The 18,772-nt window shown below is 61.1% G+C and carries 20 protein-coding genes and 1 tRNA gene; 3 read left to right on the top strand and 18 right to left on the bottom strand.

All coding sequences use genetic code 11. From position 1 onward, the window contains the following. Positions 1-107: 107 nt before the first annotated feature. From U2H20_RS09680 to U2H20_RS09670, 3 genes are read right to left on the bottom strand one after another with little or no spacing between them, the layout of a single operon-like run. A complete protein-coding gene (locus U2H20_RS09680; RefSeq protein ID WP_430592077.1) occupies positions 108-563 on the bottom strand; it encodes a hypothetical protein in 456 nt (151 codons plus the stop codon). Then, positions 556-879, bottom strand: coding sequence for a hypothetical protein (locus U2H20_RS09675; protein ID WP_430592076.1), 324 nt, complete (start codon positions 877-879; stop codon positions 556-558). Before U2H20_RS09675 ends, U2H20_RS09680 begins: the two co-directional genes overlap by 8 nt. Positions 880-921: 42 nt before the next feature. Beyond that, positions 922-1,575, bottom strand: a complete 654-nt coding sequence (locus U2H20_RS09670; protein ID WP_430592075.1) for a DJ-1/PfpI family protein — start codon at positions 1,573-1,575, stop codon at positions 922-924. Between the two features lie 111 nt (positions 1,576-1,686). Between U2H20_RS09670 and U2H20_RS09665 the strand changes: the two genes are divergently transcribed. Next, the gene (locus tag U2H20_RS09665) at positions 1,687-2,622 is read left to right on the top strand and encodes a GlxA family transcriptional regulator (RefSeq protein ID WP_430592074.1); all 936 of its coding nucleotides are present in this window, start codon (positions 1,687-1,689) and stop codon (positions 2,620-2,622) included. 168 nt (positions 2,623-2,790) lie between these two features. Here the strand turns inward: U2H20_RS09665 and U2H20_RS09660 are convergent. After that, positions 2,791-2,881: transfer RNA gene (locus tag U2H20_RS09660), tRNA-Ser, on the bottom strand. 102 nt (positions 2,882-2,983) lie between these two features. Next, complete coding sequence (locus U2H20_RS09655) at positions 2,984-3,514, bottom strand: N-acetyltransferase family protein (protein ID WP_430592073.1); 531 nt, start codon at positions 3,512-3,514, stop codon at positions 2,984-2,986. Between the two features lie 100 nt (positions 3,515-3,614). Here U2H20_RS09655 and radA point away from each other — a divergent pair, with 100 nt between their 5' ends. After that, positions 3,615-4,976: a DNA repair protein RadA gene (gene radA / locus U2H20_RS09650; RefSeq protein WP_430592072.1), complete on the top strand. Its 1,362-nt coding sequence runs from the start codon at positions 3,615-3,617 to the stop codon at positions 4,974-4,976. A gap of 76 nt (positions 4,977-5,052) precedes the next feature. Here the strand turns inward: radA and U2H20_RS09645 are convergent, their stop codons facing one another. From U2H20_RS09645 to U2H20_RS09595, 11 genes are all read right to left on the bottom strand, one after another. Beyond that, positions 5,053-5,730 (bottom strand): hypothetical protein, encoded by a 678-nt coding sequence (locus tag U2H20_RS09645; protein WP_430592071.1) that lies wholly within the window; start codon positions 5,728-5,730, stop codon positions 5,053-5,055. 83 nt (positions 5,731-5,813) lie between these two features. Continuing rightward, complete coding sequence (gene ptsP, locus U2H20_RS09640) at positions 5,814-7,481, bottom strand: phosphoenolpyruvate--protein phosphotransferase (protein WP_430592070.1); 1,668 nt, start codon at positions 7,479-7,481, stop codon at positions 5,814-5,816. Then, positions 7,478-7,795, bottom strand: coding sequence for an HPr family phosphocarrier protein (locus U2H20_RS09635; RefSeq protein ID WP_430592069.1), 318 nt, complete (start codon positions 7,793-7,795; stop codon positions 7,478-7,480). The genes ptsP and U2H20_RS09635 overlap by 4 nt, the downstream gene beginning before the upstream one ends. Before the next feature lie 15 nt (positions 7,796-7,810). Beyond that, a complete protein-coding gene (locus tag U2H20_RS09630) occupies positions 7,811-9,301 on the bottom strand; it encodes an aldehyde dehydrogenase family protein (protein WP_430592068.1) in 1,491 nt (496 codons plus the stop codon). Beyond that, positions 9,298-10,062 (bottom strand): class I fructose-bisphosphate aldolase, encoded by a 765-nt coding sequence (locus U2H20_RS09625; RefSeq protein WP_430592067.1) that lies wholly within the window; start codon positions 10,060-10,062, stop codon positions 9,298-9,300. The genes U2H20_RS09630 and U2H20_RS09625 overlap by 4 nt, the downstream gene beginning before the upstream one ends. Before the next feature lie 78 nt (positions 10,063-10,140). Beyond that, positions 10,141-11,202, bottom strand: coding sequence for a zinc-dependent alcohol dehydrogenase (locus U2H20_RS09620; protein WP_430592066.1), 1,062 nt, complete (start codon positions 11,200-11,202; stop codon positions 10,141-10,143). Then, positions 11,199-12,233, bottom strand: a complete 1,035-nt coding sequence (locus tag U2H20_RS09615) for a DMT family transporter (protein WP_430592065.1) — start codon at positions 12,231-12,233, stop codon at positions 11,199-11,201. The genes U2H20_RS09620 and U2H20_RS09615 overlap by 4 nt, the downstream gene beginning before the upstream one ends. A gap of 3 nt (positions 12,234-12,236) precedes the next feature. Continuing rightward, positions 12,237-13,232 carry a PTS system mannose/fructose/sorbose family transporter subunit IID gene (locus U2H20_RS09610; RefSeq protein WP_430592064.1) on the bottom strand — a complete coding sequence of 332 codons (996 nt, stop codon included), beginning with the start codon at positions 13,230-13,232 and terminating at the stop codon, positions 12,237-12,239. Next, positions 13,229-14,245 carry a PTS mannose/fructose/sorbose/N-acetylgalactosamine transporter subunit IIC gene (locus tag U2H20_RS09605; protein ID WP_430592063.1) on the bottom strand — a complete coding sequence of 339 codons (1,017 nt, stop codon included), beginning with the start codon at positions 14,243-14,245 and terminating at the stop codon, positions 13,229-13,231. The genes U2H20_RS09610 and U2H20_RS09605 overlap by 4 nt, the downstream gene beginning before the upstream one ends. After that, positions 14,242-14,742: a PTS system mannose/fructose/N-acetylgalactosamine-transporter subunit IIB gene (locus U2H20_RS09600; protein WP_430592062.1), complete on the bottom strand. Its 501-nt coding sequence runs from the start codon at positions 14,740-14,742 to the stop codon at positions 14,242-14,244. Before U2H20_RS09600 ends, U2H20_RS09605 begins: the two co-directional genes overlap by 4 nt. 39 nt (positions 14,743-14,781) lie before the next feature. Continuing rightward, positions 14,782-15,162, bottom strand: a complete 381-nt coding sequence (locus U2H20_RS09595) for a PTS sugar transporter subunit IIA (protein ID WP_430592061.1) — start codon at positions 15,160-15,162, stop codon at positions 14,782-14,784. A gap of 254 nt (positions 15,163-15,416) precedes the next feature. Between U2H20_RS09595 and U2H20_RS09590 the strand changes: the two genes are divergently transcribed. Next, on the top strand, positions 15,417-16,310 hold the full coding sequence (locus U2H20_RS09590; protein ID WP_430592060.1) for a sugar-binding transcriptional regulator: 894 nt from the start codon (positions 15,417-15,419) through the stop codon (positions 16,308-16,310). A 47-nt stretch (positions 16,311-16,357) separates the two neighbouring features. Here the strand turns inward: U2H20_RS09590 and U2H20_RS09585 are convergent, their stop codons facing one another. Beyond that, positions 16,358-17,896: an APC family permease gene (locus U2H20_RS09585; protein WP_430592059.1), complete on the bottom strand. Its 1,539-nt coding sequence runs from the start codon at positions 17,894-17,896 to the stop codon at positions 16,358-16,360. Then, positions 17,893-18,771 carry a universal stress protein gene (locus tag U2H20_RS09580; RefSeq protein ID WP_430592058.1) on the bottom strand — a complete coding sequence of 293 codons (879 nt, stop codon included), beginning with the start codon at positions 18,769-18,771 and terminating at the stop codon, positions 17,893-17,895. The genes U2H20_RS09585 and U2H20_RS09580 overlap by 4 nt, the downstream gene beginning before the upstream one ends. Position 18,772 lies beyond the last annotated feature (1 nt).

Raw genomic sequence — 18,772 nt, 5'->3', positions numbered from 1 at the left:
CAACGATGCCAACTCACTTGAATGAACTGTGAGCATGTTGGTGAAGAGCGCCACCACACTGAGCAGTTCAAGTGCGGAGAGCCACGCAAGGACCAGGATCAATGGCCTCACGCCTCGGCTCCTGGCCGCACGATCATGAGCACGACGACCGCGACCCACAGCAGATTGAACACGCCCGTCAACATCCGCATTGAACGCAGGTTCCCCGTCGTCGCAAGGTCCTGCAAGAGATCTCGCTGTAATGGGACGATCCGGAGGGCAAGCAGCCCACCCGCAACAGCGGTCAACGACATTGCCACCACGATCCATACCTCGCCAAGTCGGTCCTGCACGCCAGCGAGCACGAGCCCGACCGCCGGCACGATGAGCGCAAGCAGCGCGTACGTGCGAGTGATGCGGTGGAGCAGTACAGCGACAGAAACGCTTCGGGCTGCCGGTTGCGCTCCCTCTGTCTGACCCCCGGCGAGCACAAACCGCGGGAAGAGGCTAGTCGTCACCGCGACAGGACCAACGAAGAGAATGCCCGCGACCACGTGAACGGCAAGGAGAATCTTCTCAACCATCGTGAGCCACGCGTGTCCCCGAGACCGTTGTCCGAGGCAGCCTTCCGGCGCGAGAATGCCCCGTCATATGGTCACCATCGATCACGACCTCGAAGGTGAGGTTCAGTCGCATGGGCTTGGTGATCGATTGCGACCAAGTCACGTGCTCGCCGTTTGCGCTGGGCTCCACCTCGATGTCGCGAAGGGGAATGCTTCCACCGTTTTCATCGGCGGTTCCCGTCCACACCCCCTCAGCTTGGGCGAAGGTCATCGTGGCGTACATGGTTCCGATCGGGGTCCGCATAGAGAGGTTCCAGGTACCACTGAGGTTGCTCATACGAGGTCTTTCTGTTCTGACGAGAAGATGCAAACGTTCGAATTACAGTGCTTGTGCTTCGAGGCCATTCGACCTCCAGACGGTTCCGCGTCGCTCGTATTCGAAGAGCTGCTCCACGGCGATGGAGATTCGTGGGCCGAATTCGCGTTCCAGGAGGTAGAGGGCGAGATCCAAACCAGATGTGACGCCACCGGCGCTGACAAAGTCGCCATCATCGACGACTCGTGCGCGCACGACCGTCGCACCCGTCGCTTCCAGGACGTCGTTGCCGAGAGTGTGGGTCACTGCCGTACGCCCATCGAGCAAACCGGCCATGCCAAGAGCGAGCCCGCCGCCGCAAACCGTCGCGACCAGGGTGTCTGGGGCTGCGAACGCACGGCGCATCAAAGCGGGAAGGGCGGTCTCAGTGAGACCAGCAAGAATGACCGGGATCGTCCGAACCACATCTGGATCTCCCGATGTCGGGCCTGACGCACCGGGCAAGATCACCATCCCGGGGGCCTCGGGATCGAGCTGATGCGAGGCCGTGAGTTCTAAGCCGCGCGTCCCACTGACCACGGGACCGGTGCGCTCAAGTCCGACGAGGCGCACCTCGATCGCGCCGCCTAAGGCATCTGAGCCGGCACTGAGCACTTCGAACGGGGCGATGACATCGAGCGGGTCGAACCCGTCGAAGAGGATGATTTGGGCGAGCACGTGAGTCCTTTCGGTGATGTATTCGACGGTACGGAAACGCGCGCGAGCTCACGAGTGGCAGATAAGACAACATCTGCCAGAATCTCGCCAGTCGTGCTTTAGGGTCGAAGCATGCACAGGATTGTTGTTCTCGCGCTCGACGACGTGATTGCGTTCGACCTCTCCACCCCGATCGAAACCCTCGGACGCGTGGTCGATTCCGCAGGCGCTCCCCTCTATCGGGTGCGAGTCGCAGGCCCGGAAGCATCGGTACGTTCAGGCCCCATGCAAATCGGGGTTCCGCACCGACTCGAAGAGCTGCAAAATGCCGACACCATCATCGTTCCCGGTCGAAGCGACCCTTCCGCGCCAATCCCGAATGACGCGATTCTTGCGCTCCAAGACGCCGCCAGCCGAGGAACTCGAATCGCGTCGATTTGCGTTGGCGCTCTGGATCTCGCGGCCGCGGGCCTACTCGACGGTCTCCGAGCGACCACGCATTGGCGGGCAGCACAAATCCTTGCGGCTCGTCATATCCGCGTCGATGTCACCCCAGACGCCTTGTTCGTCGACACCGGGCAAATCCTCACCTCTGCAGGAGCAGCCGCAGGGATCGACCTGTGTCTTCACCTCATCAAACGGGATTTCGGTGCGGCAGCAGCGACGGATGCGGCACGCACGACGGTCGTCCCGCTCACACGAGAGGCCGGACAAGCGCAGTACATCAAAGACGATGCGTTGGGCGACACGAGCCTCACCTCCACGCTGCAATGGATCGACTCGCACGCGCAGCAGCCCATCACCGTTGCAGATATCGCCGCGGCCGCATCGGTCAGCACACGGACGCTGAACCGACGATTTCTCGCTGAATTGGGACTCCCGCCATCGCGCTGGTTGGCGAGAGCGCGCGTTCGCATCGCCCAACAACTGCTCGAGACGACCGACTACCCGGTCGAACGCATCGCCGTCGAATGCGGACTCGGCTCAACTTCGAATCTCCGCGCACGGTTCACAGAGATAGCCGGTACGAGCCCGAGCCGCTATCGGCGAGCGTTAACGAGCGCGTAAACCACACGACGATCTGAGCGATGCGCGCTTCGCTGGTCAATGAGGTCGTGCATCGTGTCGGCGCTCGTCCGCCGCTGCATGGGGCACGCTTCCGCACCGACAAGGTTCGACCGGTCAGCGATGGTCTCGGGCAATAAAAAAGATCCCCCTGGCGAGAGGGGGATCTTTTGGCGGTGACGGTGGGATTTGAACCCACGGTGGAGGGTTACTCCACACAACTTTTCGAGAGTTGCACCTTCGGCCGCTCGGACACGTCACCAACGCGAGAGCCTACTACATTTGCGGCAGCACATCGAATCGAGACCGCGAACCGGTGAGCGAACCTCAGAAGCGCAGCCGCTCAACGCAGCCTCACGCAGCCTCAGAACTCGGTGACGTGCCGGTTCTCGATGTACTTGTCGAAGGGTTTCTGCGTCCCGTCGTACGTCCAGCCGTTCCGCTCATAGAACCCCGCCGCGCGCTCGTTCCCATCGAGCACCCAGAGGTACCCACGTGCGAACCCGGCATCGCGGAGTGCGTCTTTCACTGCGCCGATCAGGGTGTACCCGAGCCCGAGACCCCAGTAGTCGGGCGAGGCATAGAAGCCCGCGAGTTCACCCTCGGCTGCAAAGTGTTCGTCGCGACCAGCACCGAAGGTCGCCCACGCCTGGGGTTCGCCATCGACGCACGCGACGAGCGCGGAATGCCCTTCGGCGTTGCGCTCATCATTTGCAGGATCGAGCCATTTCGCCCATCCTCGCTCGCGCGATTCCACCGTGAGGCCATCGAGCACATCCTGATCAACGAGCCCGACGTAGGCGACCTTCCAGGAGTCGACGTGAATGCGGGCGATCGCGTGCGCGTCGTTCAAGGTTGCAGGTCGAACGGTGATGGCTGGACGTGAGAGCTGCATGGTGTTCTGCATTCTTCCGCAGGGCCGTGACGAAGCTCAACCTGCGACCTCCTTCGGCGCTGAGGCACCGAATGTCACCGGCTCTCGATACTGTGAAGGAATGGCCAAACCTCGCTCCGAATACCGCTGCACCGAGTGCGGCTGGACGACCGTCAAATGGGTCGGCCGCTGTGGCGAGTGCCAGCAGTGGGGCACGGTCGAAGACTCCTCGGCCACGAGTCCGGGCGCTTCCCGCGTCACGGCCGCGCGCGTGAGCGAGTCGCGTGCGGCAAAGCCCATCACCGAGATCTCGACCGCTCAAACGCCACGCTGGGCAAGCGGTATCGACGAGTTCGATCGCGTGCTCGGCGGTGGCATCGTGCCTGGCGCGGCGATCCTCTGCAGCGGCGAGCCCGGCGTCGGGAAGTCAACACTGCTCCTCGAGGTCGCTTCGAAGGCCGCACAGTCTGGCCGCCGAGTGCTCTACGTGAGCGCCGAAGAATCCGTGTCGCAGGTCCGCCTCCGCGCCGAGCGCACGCATGCGCTGCACCCCGAGCTCTTCTTAGCGAGCGAGACCGACCTCGCCACCATCCTCGGGCAGATCGACGCCTGCGAACCCGCACTCGTGATTGTCGACAGTGTGCAGACGGTGGCGAACGCCGAGAACGATGGGCTCGCTGGTGGCCCGAGCCAAGTGAAAGACGTGGCAACCACGCTCACACGTGCCGCAAAGGCGACAGGTATTCCCGTGCTGCTCGTCGGCCACGTCACGAAAGACGGCACAATCGCCGGCCCCCGATTGCTCGAGCACCTCGTCGACGTCGTCGCGCACTTCGACGGCGATCGCCAAACATCGCTCCGCTTTATTCGCGCAACGAAGAACCGCTTCGGCCCGACCGACGAGGTCGGCTGCTTCGAAATGACCGGCGACGGAATCGCCGAGGTTCCAGACCCCTCCGCTCTTTTTCTTTCCCGCAACACCGCTCCAGACAGCGGTACCTGCGTCACGATCTCCTTGGAGGGGCGCCGCGCGATCCCCGTGGAGATTCAGGCGCTCATCGTTGCAAGTTCCACTCCGCAGCCGCGTCGGGTCGTCAACGGCGTTGATTCTTCTCGCGTTGCGATGCTGCTCGCCGTCCTCGAGCGACGCGCTGGCCTGCAGCTCTCAAACCGCGATGTCTATGTCTCCACGGTCGGCGGCATCCGGCTCACTGAACCCGGCGCAGACCTTGCGATCGCGCTCGCAATCGCGAGCGCGCACCGCGATGTTCCGTTCCCGGCAACCTTCGCCGCGGTCGGCGAGATCAGTCTCGCGGGCGAAGTCCGCCCCGCGTCGTCAGCGAAGCGCCGGTTGGCAGAAGCGAGCAGGCTCGGCTACACGCAGATCGTGGATTCCGACGCGCACCACATTCGTGAGGCACTGCGGCTCGCGCTCGCGGCTGGCGCACAGGCACAAGACCGCGTACGGGTGCCCGAGTACTAAATAGGGAGCATGGCCCACGCGCCTTGCATCGGGCCGAACACGGAAGCTGCGATTCGCCTCGATCCTCGAGCGTGCGTTACTCCAAAATAAACTGCACGTCGTTCTCGCTCGCGATCCCAGCGACCTCGATGTGCAGGTGGTAGCTCGCCCCGCCCGCAACAACCTGTGGTCGCTCCGTGGCGCAGGTCGACGTTGCAGAAACCGTCTGATCCCATTCGACCGGGATCGTCGTCTGCGTGACGTCTGGCTCGAGCTCGACGACCTGATCGACCGGGTCGATCGCGCAATCCGAGGAGCGATACACGACCTCGTCACCGGTGCGGATCGTGTACTCCTGTGTCCTCGTGCCGACGTTGATGGAGCACTCCGAGTCGCTCGTGTTCGTCACCTCGAACGACATCTCCACTGCCGCACCGGCCTCGTATTTACTCTGGTTCGTCACCGCGACGAGTTTGATGTCGCCAACCTCGCACGAGCGAACCTCAGGCTCGGGTTCGCGCGTGCCACCAACGGGAGTGAACCGCTCGGTCGGCGTCGGGGTTGGCGTTGGGGTCGGTGTCTGCGAGGGCGTCGGAACTTGCGAGGCGCTCGGTGTCGGCGGAACGGAATTCGTTGGCTGCGTTGTCGGATCGCTTGCGGCCCCCGACCATGGGCTCCAAACGATGACACCAACGACAGCGACGATCAAGATCAGCAGCGCCACGACCGTGGTGCGTCGACGACGGTACATCGCCTGCCTGCTTGAACTGACCATTGCTTCAGGGTACGACCGATTCCACCACAAGGGACGGCACGAAACGGGTTTGCCTTCTCGTCACAACAAACTGCGAATGGCCATCACAAATCACTCGCGCGAATGCGATCAGCAAGCTCCGAAGCTCGATCGCGCGCACCAATCGCGCTTGTCTCGCCGAGAGCGGCAGCCGCAAGATCCTCTGCTTGTTGAGCCGAGAAATCCCGAAGTCGTGCTCGCACATCTGCCAGCGCAGCGGCTGACATCGACAGGCTCGAGACACCAAGACCAACAAGGACCACTGCAAGCAGGGGGTCAGCAGCGGCTTCACCGCATACGCTTACTGGCTTCCCATGGAGCCGTCCCGCATCGCCGACCATCTTGATGAGTTTGAGCACCGAAGGGTGCCAAGGATCTTGATACTGGGCAACGCCACCATGCAGTCGGTCGGCAGCGAGCGCGTATTGCGTGAGGTCGTTCGTACCAATACTCACGAATGACGACCGCTCGAGCACGTCGTCGGCCGCGAGTGCGCACGAAGGCACTTCAATCATGACGCCAGCAGTCGAAAGACCGTGGTCAAGAGCCATCCTGACGAACCACGCAGTCTCCTCAGCATCGGCAACCATTGGAGCCATCACCTGCACCTGCGCCTCAGTTTGAGACCCTGCGATGCGAAGTGCTTCAAGCTGATCGGTCAGGATCTGTCTTTGCGAGCGGCCCGTGCGAAGCCCTCGAACACCGAGCGCTGGGTTTTCCTCGCTACCAAGGTTTAAGAACGAGAGCGGCTTATCGGCACCGGAATCAAGAGTTCGAGCAGTAACTTTCGCGCCCGGAAAGACGTCGAAGATTGCCGCGTACTCCAGCGCCTGCTGCTCCACCGAAGGCGCACTTTTTGCCCCAATGTACAGAAACTCCGTTCGCAGCAGCCCGATTCCTTCAGCCCCGAGTGCCTTGGCGCTTTCTGCCTCGGCGAGCGAGCCGATGTTTGCGAGGAGCGGCACCGGAGTCCCGTCGGCGAGCGAACCCGGTCCCTCGACGTTGCGCTTTGCTTGCCTCTCTCGGCCTTGTTCGAGCGCCGCCTCGATCGAATCCTTGTCGATCAGCACCACGATTTCACCGGAAGCGGCGTCGACAGAAACGGTCGCGCCATTCGATACTGCATGGACTTCCGCGCACGCGACCACAGCGGGAATTCCGAGCGCCCGAGCCAGGATCGCAGTGTGAGATGTCGGGCTTCCCTGTTCGGTCACAAGCGCACGTACCTTCTGCACGTCCAACAGCGCAGTATCGGCCGGCGCGAGATCGGTGGCGCAGAGCACAAATGGCTTGTCCGAATGCGGAACTCCCGGTGCCGCAACGCCGCGCAGGTGCGCAATTGCTCGTCGCGCAACATCCTGATAGTCGGCTGCTCGCTCGGCCTGAGTTCCACCGAGAGATTCGAGGAGCGCCTCGATTGCCGCGACCGCTTCGAACACCGCGCGCTCAGCAGTCCGCCCCCGCCAAACCCGCTCTCGGATGCCATCGACCACCATCGGGTCCGTCGCCATCAAACTCTCCGCGAGGAGAATATCCGCCGTCGTCACATCGGCACCCTCTGCACGACGCGCGAGTTCGCGGGCCGTTGCATCGAGTGACGCAATCGCTCGTGCATATTCCTCATCCGGGGTCATCGAGGATTGAGCGTCCTCCGGGTCTGGAAGCGGATCTGGCATCCAAAGCACGGTTCCAACTGCGATACCGCCGCCAACCCCGAGTCCACGAATCGTCACGCGAGGCCACCGTCGTTACTTGGTCGATCGAGCTCCTCTGCGATCAATGCTGCAAGCGCCTCCGCAGATGCCTGCGACCCCTCGCCGACCGAGTGCACCACAACGTGATCGCCGTAGTTGAAGTCACCGGCAAGCAGCATCGCGAGACTCTTCGGGTTCAATTGCGGCCCGCCGGGACGGGCGATCATGGCTGGCGGATTCAGCTCCCGGGCAAACGCGACCACGCGGGCTGCAGGGCGGGCATGGAGCCCGTCACGAGACCCGACGGTGACTTCTACGGTTGCAGTGGTGATGTCGTGCGTCGTTGCATTCATCGTTCTCACTCCTTGTTATTCCCAATTGTTACCGGGGACGCGGGTGAATACGTTCTTCACCTGCTGATACTTCTCTATACCGACCCCGCCGAGACCACTGTGCTTATAGCCTTGCGATGGCGCTTGCAATCCGCCCGGTGCAAACCATTGGTTGACGTACACCTGGCCTGCTTGGAGCGATCGGGCCGCTCGCTCCGCACTTTCGACACTGCTCGTGAAGATTCCTGACGCAAGCCCATAGTCTGAATCGTTCGCCAGTTGCAGAGCTTCGTCCAGATCAGCGACGGGCGTGAGCGTTACAAGCGGACCGAATACTTCTTCGCGGGCGATCGTGCATTGCGGCGAGACGTTGTCGAGCACGGTCGGCGGTATAAACCATCCCCCAGCGCGCTCATCTGAATATCGGTCGCCGCCGGCGATGAGCTGGCCATCGCCACGTTCGATCGCGGTGTCAATGTAGCTCCACACCTTCTCAGCGTGTGCTCCGCCCACGACGGGGCCCATCTCGGTTGTTTCTTCAAGCGGATCACCTACGACTCGATTTTGTGCCGCCTGCGCAAATCGAGCTGCGAACTCCTGGTGAACACCTCGCTGCACAAACACTCGGGATCCACACACGCAGACTTGGCCGGAGTTCGAGAACGCGCCCATCGTGCTCCACATCACTGCTTGGTCGAGATCGGCGTCGTCGAGAACGATGTTCGGATTCTTTCCGCCGAGCTCCAGCGAAAGGCGTTTGAGCTGCGGCGCGGTATCTCGGATTACACGGACACCCGTCTCGACCCCTCCGGTCAGGGACACCATGTCCACCCCGGGATGCGTCGTCAATGCGGCTCCTACAGTTGAGCCGCCGCCTGGAACGACGGTCAGAACCCCAGGGGGCAAAATGTCGGCAACCAACCTCGAAAAATGGAGGAACGACGCGGACGCAATCTCAGCAGGCTTCACCACAGCTACGTTCCCCGCGGCAAGGATCGCAGCGACTCGCTGCACACCGGTCCAGAGCGGCCCATTCCACGGCAACACTTCGAGGACGACACCGTACGGTTCGACGATCCCGCGGTGACTCACGAATGGATCGCCGACTTGGACGCTCGACGCTCGGATGTCGCTTGCTCGCCCAGCAAAGTAGGCGAGGGCGTCGAGTGAAACCGGAATATCGCTATAACGGACATTGGTTACTGGCTTCCCGATGTCAACTGCGTCGAGGAACTCGAACTCGCTTGCGTGCGACTCCATCACTTCGGCAATTCTCAGCAGGAATTTGGCCCGTTCCTTTCCCGGCAGCGCCGCCCACGCGGGCCAGGCGGCTCGCGCGGTCGACACTGCATCATCAATGTGTTCAGGAGAAGCGACCGCGAATCGACCGACGACCGAGCGGTCGCGCGGAGAGACAATATCTGCCGTCTCTGTGTCGGTGACGAGCACACCATTGATCAACATCGGGAGGGCGCCCTCGAGGAGCGACCATTGGTCACTCCTCGAGGTGAGAGGCGCGGTTTTCACGGCGTCCAACCTTCAGCTGCCGAGATTGCTTGCTCCGCCGTCGCGCCCTCGTGCAGGATCGCCGTGAGACCGGCGACCACTCCTCCAGGGTTCTTCGATGTCCAAATATTTGTCCCAATCGCAACGCCAGCGACTCCCGCAATATTGATGGCGTCGTGGATTTCTTGGAACAGCTCGCCGAGTGTTTCCTTCTGGTGTCCTCCGAGAATAATCACGGGAACCGAAGCATAATCAACCACGATCTTCATGGTCTGCGGATCACCGGTGTAGAAGGTTTTCACAAAGTCGGCTCCCGACTCTGCAGCAACCCTTGCGCCCGCAGCAATAATCTCTGGTGTTCTCATATCCGCCCGGGAGAATCCGCCGGGGATCGGCTCGGCGAGGTAGGGCAGCCCTACTGCTGCGGCCTGTGCAGCGAGTGCTGCGGAGCGATTGACGCTGTCGTCGTCACCGAATGGATAGACCATAGCTTTGACTGCGTCGGAGCCGGCCGCGAGCGCACGCCCGATCGCCTCCGCACCAAATGGGTGGGCAGTGTCAACGCTCGTGATAATCGCTGATCCCCCGAATGCGTCCGGGTAGCGTTCGGTTGACCCGATTGGCGAGAGGAATGCGTCTGCGCCAGCACGAACGGTCGCCCGGACAGTTCCCTCATAATCGACAAGACCGGGAACTGGTGCGTCGAGGAAGTTCGTGTGGTCCATTGCGACGATCATGATTCGCCCGTCTTCTCGGAACAGGCGGTGCATCTTTCGTTTCATTGCTTTTCTCCTTGGTGTTTGGGATGGCGGCCCTGATTCGGGGCCCGCAAGTTTGGCGGCCGCGCGCCGCGAAGGCCCCTACGCTTCGATCACAATTCGATAGGTGCCAGGTTGGATCGCCTCGTCGAGAGCGGATTTCAGTTCAGCGAGCGGGTACGTATTTTGCACGAGTGGCGAGAGGTCGACGAGCCCGAGCCTGACGAGTCGAGCCGCATCATGGAAATCGCGCTTCTCGCTCGATACCACTCCAATGATTCTGCGCTCGCTCTTGTGGAGGTGGTTGGGCGAAACCTCGATCGGCGTCTCTGGATGCGCCGCAGCAAACGCGACAAAAGTTCCCCGGTTCGCGAGCATCGCGAGTCCTTGTTCGTTCGCAATTCGGTGGCCGATAGCGGCGACAGCGATACTCGCTCCGCGGCCCTCGGTTGCTTCAAGGACAGCGGCGACCGGATCGACTTTCGATGCGTCGATCACAAGGTCTGCGCCGAGCGCCTTCGCCTTTTCGAGCCTTCCGGCGTCGACCTCGCTCACGATGACGCGTGCTCCGTGCTTCTTCATTGCGATGAGATTCATAAGGCCCATTACTCCCGCGCCAAGGATCACGACGTCATCACCGATCTCGACCCCCGAGAGCCGTGCGGCGTGCAATGCGCATGAGAGCGGTTCGGTCAAGGAAGCTTGCACTGCAGGCACATCACCGATCGGATAGAGGCCGTCGGCCGGGTGGATCTTGTATTCCGCGAAGCCGCCCGGGCCCCAACCCTGCGCATATTCGACGGCGCCAGAGTAATGTTCGGCGCAGAGTTGGTCCTTTCCGAGGTGGCACCAGTGGCAACTGCCGCATGCTGCAGAGCCGAGTGCGACGCGATCGCCTGGGTTGAGCGTTCCCTTATAACCGGGACCGAATTCGACGATGGTCCCCACAATCTCGTGCCCGCCGATGAAGGGCAGTCTGTTCTCTTGAGCACCGCTATATGTGCGCTGCTCCCACGTGCAAATTGCTGTGGCTTCAATGCGGACAAGCGCTTCACCTGGATCCGGCTCAGCGTGAGTGATGTCGAGGAGTTCTACCTCCCCGACTCCGGTGATCGCGCCTGCGACGAAAGTCGTCTGCGTCGAAGCTTGGGCGTTGAGCGTCATGATGATTTCTCCTTGGTCTGAGTTGTTGGATCGGCGTCACTGCGTCGTGCACTGCGGTGTGCATCAGCAACCAACGCGGATTCAGGGGTCTTGTTCGATCTCGATCGCAACTGCGCAAGCAGCACACCGAGAAGGATGATGGCCGCACCGACGAGTGTGTTCGCGGCCATTGGTTCGTCGAAAACGAGCCACGCGATCATCAATCCGAAGACGATTACGAGACTTACTGTCGTCGAGACGACGGTGATGGTTGCGAATCGCACAGCGAGTGTCACGCTCGCAATCGCAATGGCATTGACACAGCCTGCCGCGAAGAGAATCGCAAGCGTCGTTCCATAGAGATCGACGGTGGCGCGTTCGATGTCTCCGCCAAATCGAACTGCCACGGCGGTGACGAGCGCGATCACGCCGCCGAGGTTGGTCAGGAAGAGCGCCGTGATGAACGTCTTCGGCCTGCGCTGCACGCTTCGACTTGCAACGTTCGCGACGGTGTAACAGGTGCCCGCCAGTGCGCTGAATACGATTCCGAGCAGTGCCCCGCTCCCCTGAGTTTCGGTGGAGAACGCGGGCGCCGACATCACGATTAATCCTGCAATGACGACCAGAATTGCAAGAAGCTGCACCCTGGTCGTGCGCTCTTTCAAGAAGATCCACGAAACCAACGCGCCCCCGGCCGCCATTCCGCCCTGGCTGGCCGCCGTTGCGATGGCAAGCCCGACTAGGTCGAGCCCTTGAAAGAGCAGAACATTCCCTATAAGGAAGGAAAGGGTTCCGCCGAGCATGAGAAGAACAACTCCTCGAAGGCCAATGAAGCTCGGCGTTCCCGGTCTCAACGTTTTCGGTCGAAGGACGAGAACGATCACAAGCCCAACCACGAGTAGCGGAAGTTGTCGGATCAGCGAGCCTACGAACGGGTCAACATCTGCGGCGACCGAGCGCAGCAGTGCGTTGACGGTCGCGTATGCGACTGCTGCAAGCAAAGCAAGGAGCGGTCCTATTGCGCGACGCTCTCGCTGATCCGACTGGGGCATAGGTTACTCGCCCTCTTCGACTGGAATCGGATCAGCGCAGGCCGAGTACGGCTGCAAGATCGAAGAGCCGCAGGCATCGGAAACAAACTGCGGAGCAGGCCCGAGGAATGGAATTGCGCCGAGAATACACACGGCCACATAGATCAGCAGAAGCTTGATCGGATGCCAGCCTCGTTGCAGAAGCCACCAGGTGAACAACACAAGCGCGAGCGGAAGCAGGCCCGGCATGACATGGTCAAGCACATCCTGCTGGATTCTCACCGATTGTTCGCCAACGACGACGCTCGCCCCGACGTTCAGAGAGATGAAGCTCGCTGAAAGGCCCCCGAGCACCATGTTCCCGAGTACGCCGGCACCGACGATGACACGGTCCATAAGACCGCTTTTGAAGATTGAGGTCACCATCGATCGGCCTCGGTAGTACCCCTGCGTGTACATAAAGTAGCCAACGCCGATGATGTACGTCGAGATCAATAGGAGGAAGAGGATTGGACCGAGCGGATTGCCCGTCATTGCCGAAAGGTCGGTATCGTCACTCGGTGCCGCCCCGAGGCCCGTAATGCTGATTCCAAGAGCAAGCACGAGTGGCATAACAATGCCCTGGGTTATGGTGTCGCCAACTCCGGCGAGCGGACCCATGAGCCCGGTTTTCATCGAGTTGATCGAGTCGTCGGTGACGGGTTTGCCACTCGCTTTCTGCTCTTCCATTGCGATCGCAACACCGTTGATCACGCCGCCGATATCCGGAGAGGTGTTATAGAAAACGAGGTGACGTTGCAGCGCTGCGCTCGTAGCTTCTTTATCGCCCCCATACAGACGTTTGATGATCGGCGTCATGGAGTGTGCAAAACCCGTTGCTTGCAGACGTTCGTAGTTGTAGTTGGAGTGGGAGAATACGGTCCAGATCAACCAGGAGACAACGAGGTCACGCTTCGTGATTTGTTTGTCTGGGCTCGGATTATCCGAGCCAGCCCTATCGGCTGTCGTTTGAGCGGTCATCGCTGCGACTCCTCTTCTTGCGCTTTTGCGGCTGCCTGAGCGCCTGCACGACGCCGTTCCGCAAGTGAGCTGGATTTCGTTGGCTCTGGCTTTTCATCGTTTTCCTTCGGCGTCCCACGGTCTCCCAGCAAGGTCACATGGAGTACGGCGAGCGCCGCACCGATGACGGCAAGAAGCATGATCGACATTGCATCGCCGAGAATCACCATCGCGAGGTACCCAAGGAAGAAATAGGGAATCGCGGTGCCGCGGAAGATGAACCGCATATTCATCGCGATTCCAATTGCGGGGAGCACACCTCCAGCAATCGCGAGCCCTGACAGTATCCAGATGGGGAAGGTGCCAAGGATCATGACGATGAAGTCGGTTCCGAGGTAAACCGCGATTGTCACGGGCACTGCCGTGATTGCAAACAGGAACAGCTGCGGATACAGAATGTTCGCCCGCACGACGCCGCCGATGTCTGCTTTTTTCGCCGAGCGATCGGCCATATGAATGAACGCTGCGTCAACAGTCATTCGTGCGTTCCAAATGAGTGTTCCAAGGAGTCCGATAGGAACCGCAATCGCAAGAGCAGCGCCGTAGTTCAGGCCACCGGCGAGAGCGATGGTTGTGCCGACCCATCCGGCGAGACCCGGATCGCCAGGGATGGACCCGCCGGCGCTGATAAACCCGAGGTACACGAGGTTAATCGCTGCTCCAATGAGCGCACCCTGTCCTGGATCTCCGAGAATGAGCCCAACACAGAAACCGGCAAGAAGTGGCCGATTCAGAGTGAAGAACCCGAGTCCAAAGAACCAGGGACTTTGCGAGAGGTAATACCCAAGCCCGATAAGGAGGGCGTGGACGAACGAAATCGTCACCTGTTGCTCTACTTGCGTTGGGTGACCTGTGTATGCCTGCGCGATCGTTGGCAATCCGATGATCAGAATTGCCGTCGACATGACAAGAGCGGTCTTTCCGACCGGCGTCAGTGCGGACTCACCGTTGACCATTCTGCTGACAAAGCTCATGGGGTCGCCCCTGCCTTCTTCCCAGGGTCAACCGAACTAAACGCCGTCGGCGAGTCGTCGGCGACGATCTGGATCTCGACCTTGGTTCCGTGCTGCTCGAGATACCGCATAGCTTCAAGCTCCTCGGGCCGCGCGGAGACGTTCTTGTAGAGCGTCGATCGACCCTCAGCAGCTCCCATCCCGCCAATGTTGAGGGTCTCGATTGGGGCGCCACGAAGCACAAGATCTCGCGCGACGGTTGGGCTCTTCATCAGCACGATTGTGCGGATGTCAGATGCCGAGAGTTCGGAAATCGGTTGCACCGCGTCTTCGACGCTGTGAACTTCAACTTCGACTCCCGGAGGTGCCGCGAGTTCGAGGATCTCTCTGAGAAATTCGTCGTTTGCGGTTTCATCATCAGCGATGACGATGACCTCCGCGTTGAGGGCTCGCAACCAAACTGCGATCACCTGGCCATGTATGAGTCGATCGTCGACTCGAACCAAACTGAGTGTCATGGTGCCTCCTTGCACGTGACGTAATGAGCGGGGCGTCTGCTACCGAACAGCGAGGGTTGCTCCAGTGGCCGAGATTGCTTCGTCGAGCGACTCGGCTGTGAGCGGTGCATCAGCAAACGCCAGTTCTAGAAGAAGTGGCAGCGAAACCGAGGAAATCAGTGCCACGTCGGGGTGGTCGCGCAACACGAGTCGAGCGACGTTGTGAGGTGTCCCACCGGCGAGATCCGTCAGAACAATATTTGGGTTGTGGCTCTCAAGAAGCCCACGAAATCGTTCGGCGAGTTCCTGTGGCGATTGCCCAGGCTCAAGTCCGATCGAGTGCAGGTTGGCGAGTTCTCCACCGATCATTCGAGCGCTCGCGACCATAGCGGCCGGAAGCGATCCGTGTCCTGCGACCAGGACGCGTGCTGTGTTGTTCATCGACACTCCATCGTGTTTGTGCAACAATTTTCACGCAATGTTTTGCATCTCTGGTAATCTGACCATAGGAAAGTCCGAAAGTCAATGCACTTGAATGGGGTACTCCTGAAGCGGGTAGTGTTTCGCACATCAGTGCACTCAAAGAGCTCTCGCGCTCCTAAGACCGGAAGGACACGATGGGCGACAGGGTAAAAAGTCAGGACAACACGTCGCGCCGACTCGTCGCGGACATGTACTACGAACGTGGACTGAGCATGCTTGAAATTGGCAAGCTCACTGGTCAGAGCACCGCAACGATTTCTCGCCTCATCAGCCAAGCTCGCGACCTAGGGATCGTCACGATCACCGTCACACCGGCGGACAGCGATATGGACGGCCTGAGCACGCGACTGAGTGAGGCGCTTGACACTGCTGCGCACGTCGTACCCGGAACCGCCGGCGATCCCGTTCGAACCTCACGCTTGTGCGGGGCGGAAGCCGCGACCGTTGTGGCAAAACAACTCCCTTACGCAGGAACTGTGGCATGGTCAGCCGGGCACACGATTGCAGCACTCGTCACCTCCCTGCGAGCGCAACAACGCACCGCCCTTCATTCGGTGCCCGCGATCGGTGGGTATGACCCCGTACAGCCGCATCTTGATACGAACGCGCTCGTACGACTGGCTGCCGCACGTCTTGGCGGGCCGTCTCATTTGCTTCTCGCTCCAGCGACAACAGAGAGTGCTGAAGCTCGACGCATCCTTCTCGAGGACCCCACGATTCTCTCCACCACAACGCGCTGGAACGACATTGACGCATTCGTGTTTAGCTCGAGCGCGCCGGCCGACGCCGTCCCGACCGGATTCTCGGTCATGGCGAACGCGCGCGGCCGAGACCGTTCCGAATTGATCGAGGCGGGTTTTGTGGGCGACGCACTCGGCCACCTTTTCACTCTGGAAGGCAGCTTTCACGACGACAAGTGGTCGGAACAACTGATCGCGATGTCGCTCGAGCAAATGAAGCAGGTGCGAACCCGAATTGCGGTGGTCGCCGGAATCGAGAAAACACTGAGTGTCATTGGACTCGCCCGAACTCGAATACCAACATTGATCGTCACCGACGAGCCAACTGCGCGCTCAGTGCTCTCAAAGATCGAAGGTGGAGCCTAACTCGCGCCGCTCGCGCTGACCCGCTCCCCGACGAGCTCCTCGACGAACTACTCGACGAGTTCGATGTTGCTGTCTTCCCGTCCGTCAGAGGAGCCGGCCGGCAGGGTCTTCCCCTTGAAGAAGTCGGGCTGCGTGATCCGCTGCACGAGCATGATGACCAGTCCGATCACGATCACCGCGATGCCGAGAACGAACACGAGACCGACACCGCCGATGCTCGAGCCCGAGCCGTAGGCCGGGTCCATACTGTCGACGATGGTCGTGAAGAACAGGGCGATCAGGATGATGCCACCGAGCAACGGCAGCACGAGTTGGAACATGGTGTTCCTGAAGCTCTTGAACCATTGCGTCCGGAAGTACCAGACCGCTGCAAAGGCGGTAATGCCGTAGTAGAAGCAGATCATCATGCCGAGTGCGGTGATGGTGTCCCAGAGCACGTTTTCGCTAACGAAGCGCATGACCGCGTAGAACGCGCTCGCCGCAATACTCGCTGCGATCGTTGCGTAGCCGGGCGTGAAGAAGCGTGGGTGCACCTTTGCGAACTTCGCCGGGAGCGCACCGTAATGGCCCATCGCAAGGAGCGTGCGCGCAGGAGAAACGAAGGTGGACTGCAGTGATGCCGCGGAGGACGAGAGCACCGCGAGTGAGACGAGCCACGCGAATGGTCCGAGCACGAGTGCGGAGAGGTGGAAGAAGACGTTGTCCTGGATCGCCGAGTTCCCGAGCCCGTACTCGCCTTCGCCGACGCCTGCGAACGCCATGAGCGAGATCGCGAGCATGAGGTAGATCGCAACGATGATGAGCACCGTGAGCGTCGCTGCACGACCTGGGGTCGTCGAGGAGCCCTTGGTTTCTTCGTTCATGGTGAGGGTGACGTCCCAGCCCCAGAAGATGAAGATCGAGAGTGAAAGCCCCGCGGCGATCGCTGAGAACGAGTCGATTGCGAGCGGGTTGAACCATTCGAGGGTTACGGGCGTTGCGTCGTAGGCGGTGCCGTTCGAGAAGTGCACGATCGCTGCGACCGAGAACACGACGAGCACGACGACCTGGAATCCGACGAGCACGTACTGCAGTCGCTGCGTGGTCTGCATGTCGCGGTAGCTGATCCAGGTGGCGACGAACATGAATGCGAGACACGTGATCACGTTGATGAACGGGTTCGAGGCGAGCCCCGCGATGTCACTGTTCCCGGTGATCTGCGCGATCAGGAGGTACAGGAAGTCGACAGCGATGCCCGCAAGATTGGAGAGCACGAGGATGGTTGCGGCGATGAGCCCCCAGCCTGCCATCCAGCCGATGTACGGCCCGAACGCGCGGGTCGCCCACGTGAACGAGGTGCCGCTGTCTGGCATGGCGCGGTTGAGTTCGCGGTAGCCGAATGCAACCAGCAGCATCGGAATGAACCCGAGGATGATGATCGCCGGAACCTGCAACCCGACTTCGGAGGCCGTCGGGCCGATCGCGGCCGTGAAGGTATATGCCGGGGCGATACAGGAGATGCCGATGACGATCGCACCGATGAGCCCCACGGACCCCGCGGAGAGTCCCTTCTTGGAGAGCGGCTGCTCTGACTTCGTTGTTGTCATTCCTTGCTCGCAATCGTCAGGGCGCTCGCCTTTGGCACGACCATCATGGGAACCGGAAGCTGGCGCAGCATTCGCGCTGCCGTGCTTCCGATGAACAATTTGCCCTTCGAAGCGATTCGCGAGGAGCCGACGAGCACGATCTCTCCGTCGTCCCATTCGAGCTTCGCGACCGCCTTCTCGACTGAGCGCCCCTTACCGACCTCGGAGGTCACGGGGTTCTTCGAGGACAGCTGCTTCGTGACCGCCTCGAGCACGACCTCTGCGTGCTCGTGTGCTCGCTTCCGTTCCTCGAAGGAAGCTTTGCTCGGCATGTCGATCGCCACGAGAGAGATCAGTCGCAGCGGAACTCCTGCCGCCTCGGCAAGACTCGCCGCGCTCTGCAGCAGTGGCTTTGCGCCGGCTCGTTCACCGACGGCAGCGGTGACGCGTGTGATGCCGTAGGTGTCTTGCTTGCGGGAGGCCTTCGGCGCGAGGACGACAGGCAGGGTGGCCGCGTGCAGGAGCGCGTTCGCATCGCTGCCGATCAAGAAGCGGTCTTTGCCAGCGCCACGTGCAGTGCCGAGCACGATGAGCGCCGCGCCCAGATCGTTGGCAGCCTGATTGAGCCCGGCCGCAGTCGAGGTCGCCCCGACGACGTGCGTCTTGACGCTGATCGCCGCGGGCACCTCGGCAACCGCCTCGGCAAGCCAACCTTCGGCCTGCTTCCTGACGTACGCGTTGTACCCGCTGTCCGGAGGACTCAGCGTCGGCACCTTTTGCGCCGTGGTGACGAGCACGAGATCGAGCGAGGCGCTCATGCTCTCCGCGAGCCGGATCCCGAGCGCAAGCGCATCACGACCGGCAGGGGTATTGGTAAAGCCGACGGCAATGCGCATT

Source organism: Humidisolicoccus flavus (assembly GCF_045689595.1).
GTDB classification, from domain to species: domain Bacteria; phylum Actinomycetota; class Actinomycetes; order Actinomycetales; family Microbacteriaceae; genus Humidisolicoccus; species Humidisolicoccus flavus.
The sequence above is the reverse complement of the archived record's forward strand: the minus strand, read 5'-3'. Positions and strand labels throughout refer to the sequence as shown.

Bases quoted from the DNA above. Each gene is read 5' to 3' on its own strand.
- U2H20_RS09680 (WP_430592077.1), bottom strand. From the start codon at position 563: ATGGTTGAGAAGATTCTCCTTGCCGTTCACGTGGTCGCGGGCATTCTC.
- U2H20_RS09675 (WP_430592076.1), bottom strand. From the start codon at position 879: ATGAGCAACCTCAGTGGTACCTGGAACCTCTCTATGCGGACCCCGATC.
- U2H20_RS09665 (WP_430592074.1), top strand. From the start codon at position 1,687: ATGCACAGGATTGTTGTTCTCGCGCTCGACGACGTGATTGCGTTCGAC.
- U2H20_RS09655 (WP_430592073.1), bottom strand. From the start codon at position 3,514: ATGCAGCTCTCACGTCCAGCCATCACCGTTCGACCTGCAACCTTGAAC.
- radA (WP_430592072.1), top strand. From the start codon at position 3,615: ATGGCCAAACCTCGCTCCGAATACCGCTGCACCGAGTGCGGCTGGACG.
- U2H20_RS09645 (WP_430592071.1), bottom strand. From the start codon at position 5,730: ATGGTCAGTTCAAGCAGGCAGGCGATGTACCGTCGTCGACGCACCACG.
- U2H20_RS09635 (WP_430592069.1), bottom strand. From the start codon at position 7,795: ATGAATGCAACGACGCACGACATCACCACTGCAACCGTAGAAGTCACC.
- U2H20_RS09625 (WP_430592067.1), bottom strand. From the start codon at position 10,062: ATGAAACGAAAGATGCACCGCCTGTTCCGAGAAGACGGGCGAATCATG.
- U2H20_RS09620 (WP_430592066.1), bottom strand. From the start codon at position 11,202: ATGACGCTCAACGCCCAAGCTTCGACGCAGACGACTTTCGTCGCAGGC.
- U2H20_RS09615 (WP_430592065.1), bottom strand. From the start codon at position 12,233: ATGCCCCAGTCGGATCAGCGAGAGCGTCGCGCAATAGGACCGCTCCTT.
- U2H20_RS09610 (WP_430592064.1), bottom strand. From the start codon at position 13,232: ATGACCGCTCAAACGACAGCCGATAGGGCTGGCTCGGATAATCCGAGC.
- U2H20_RS09605 (WP_430592063.1), bottom strand. From the start codon at position 14,245: ATGAGCTTTGTCAGCAGAATGGTCAACGGTGAGTCCGCACTGACGCCG.
- U2H20_RS09600 (WP_430592062.1), bottom strand. From the start codon at position 14,742: ATGACACTCAGTTTGGTTCGAGTCGACGATCGACTCATACATGGCCAG.
- U2H20_RS09595 (WP_430592061.1), bottom strand. From the start codon at position 15,162: ATGAACAACACAGCACGCGTCCTGGTCGCAGGACACGGATCGCTTCCG.
- U2H20_RS09590 (WP_430592060.1), top strand. From the start codon at position 15,417: ATGCTTGAAATTGGCAAGCTCACTGGTCAGAGCACCGCAACGATTTCT.
- U2H20_RS09585 (WP_430592059.1), bottom strand. From the start codon at position 17,896: ATGACAACAACGAAGTCAGAGCAGCCGCTCTCCAAGAAGGGACTCTCC.
- U2H20_RS09580 (WP_430592058.1), bottom strand. From the start codon at position 18,771: ATGCGCATTGCCGTCGGCTTTACCAATACCCCTGCCGGTCGTGATGCG.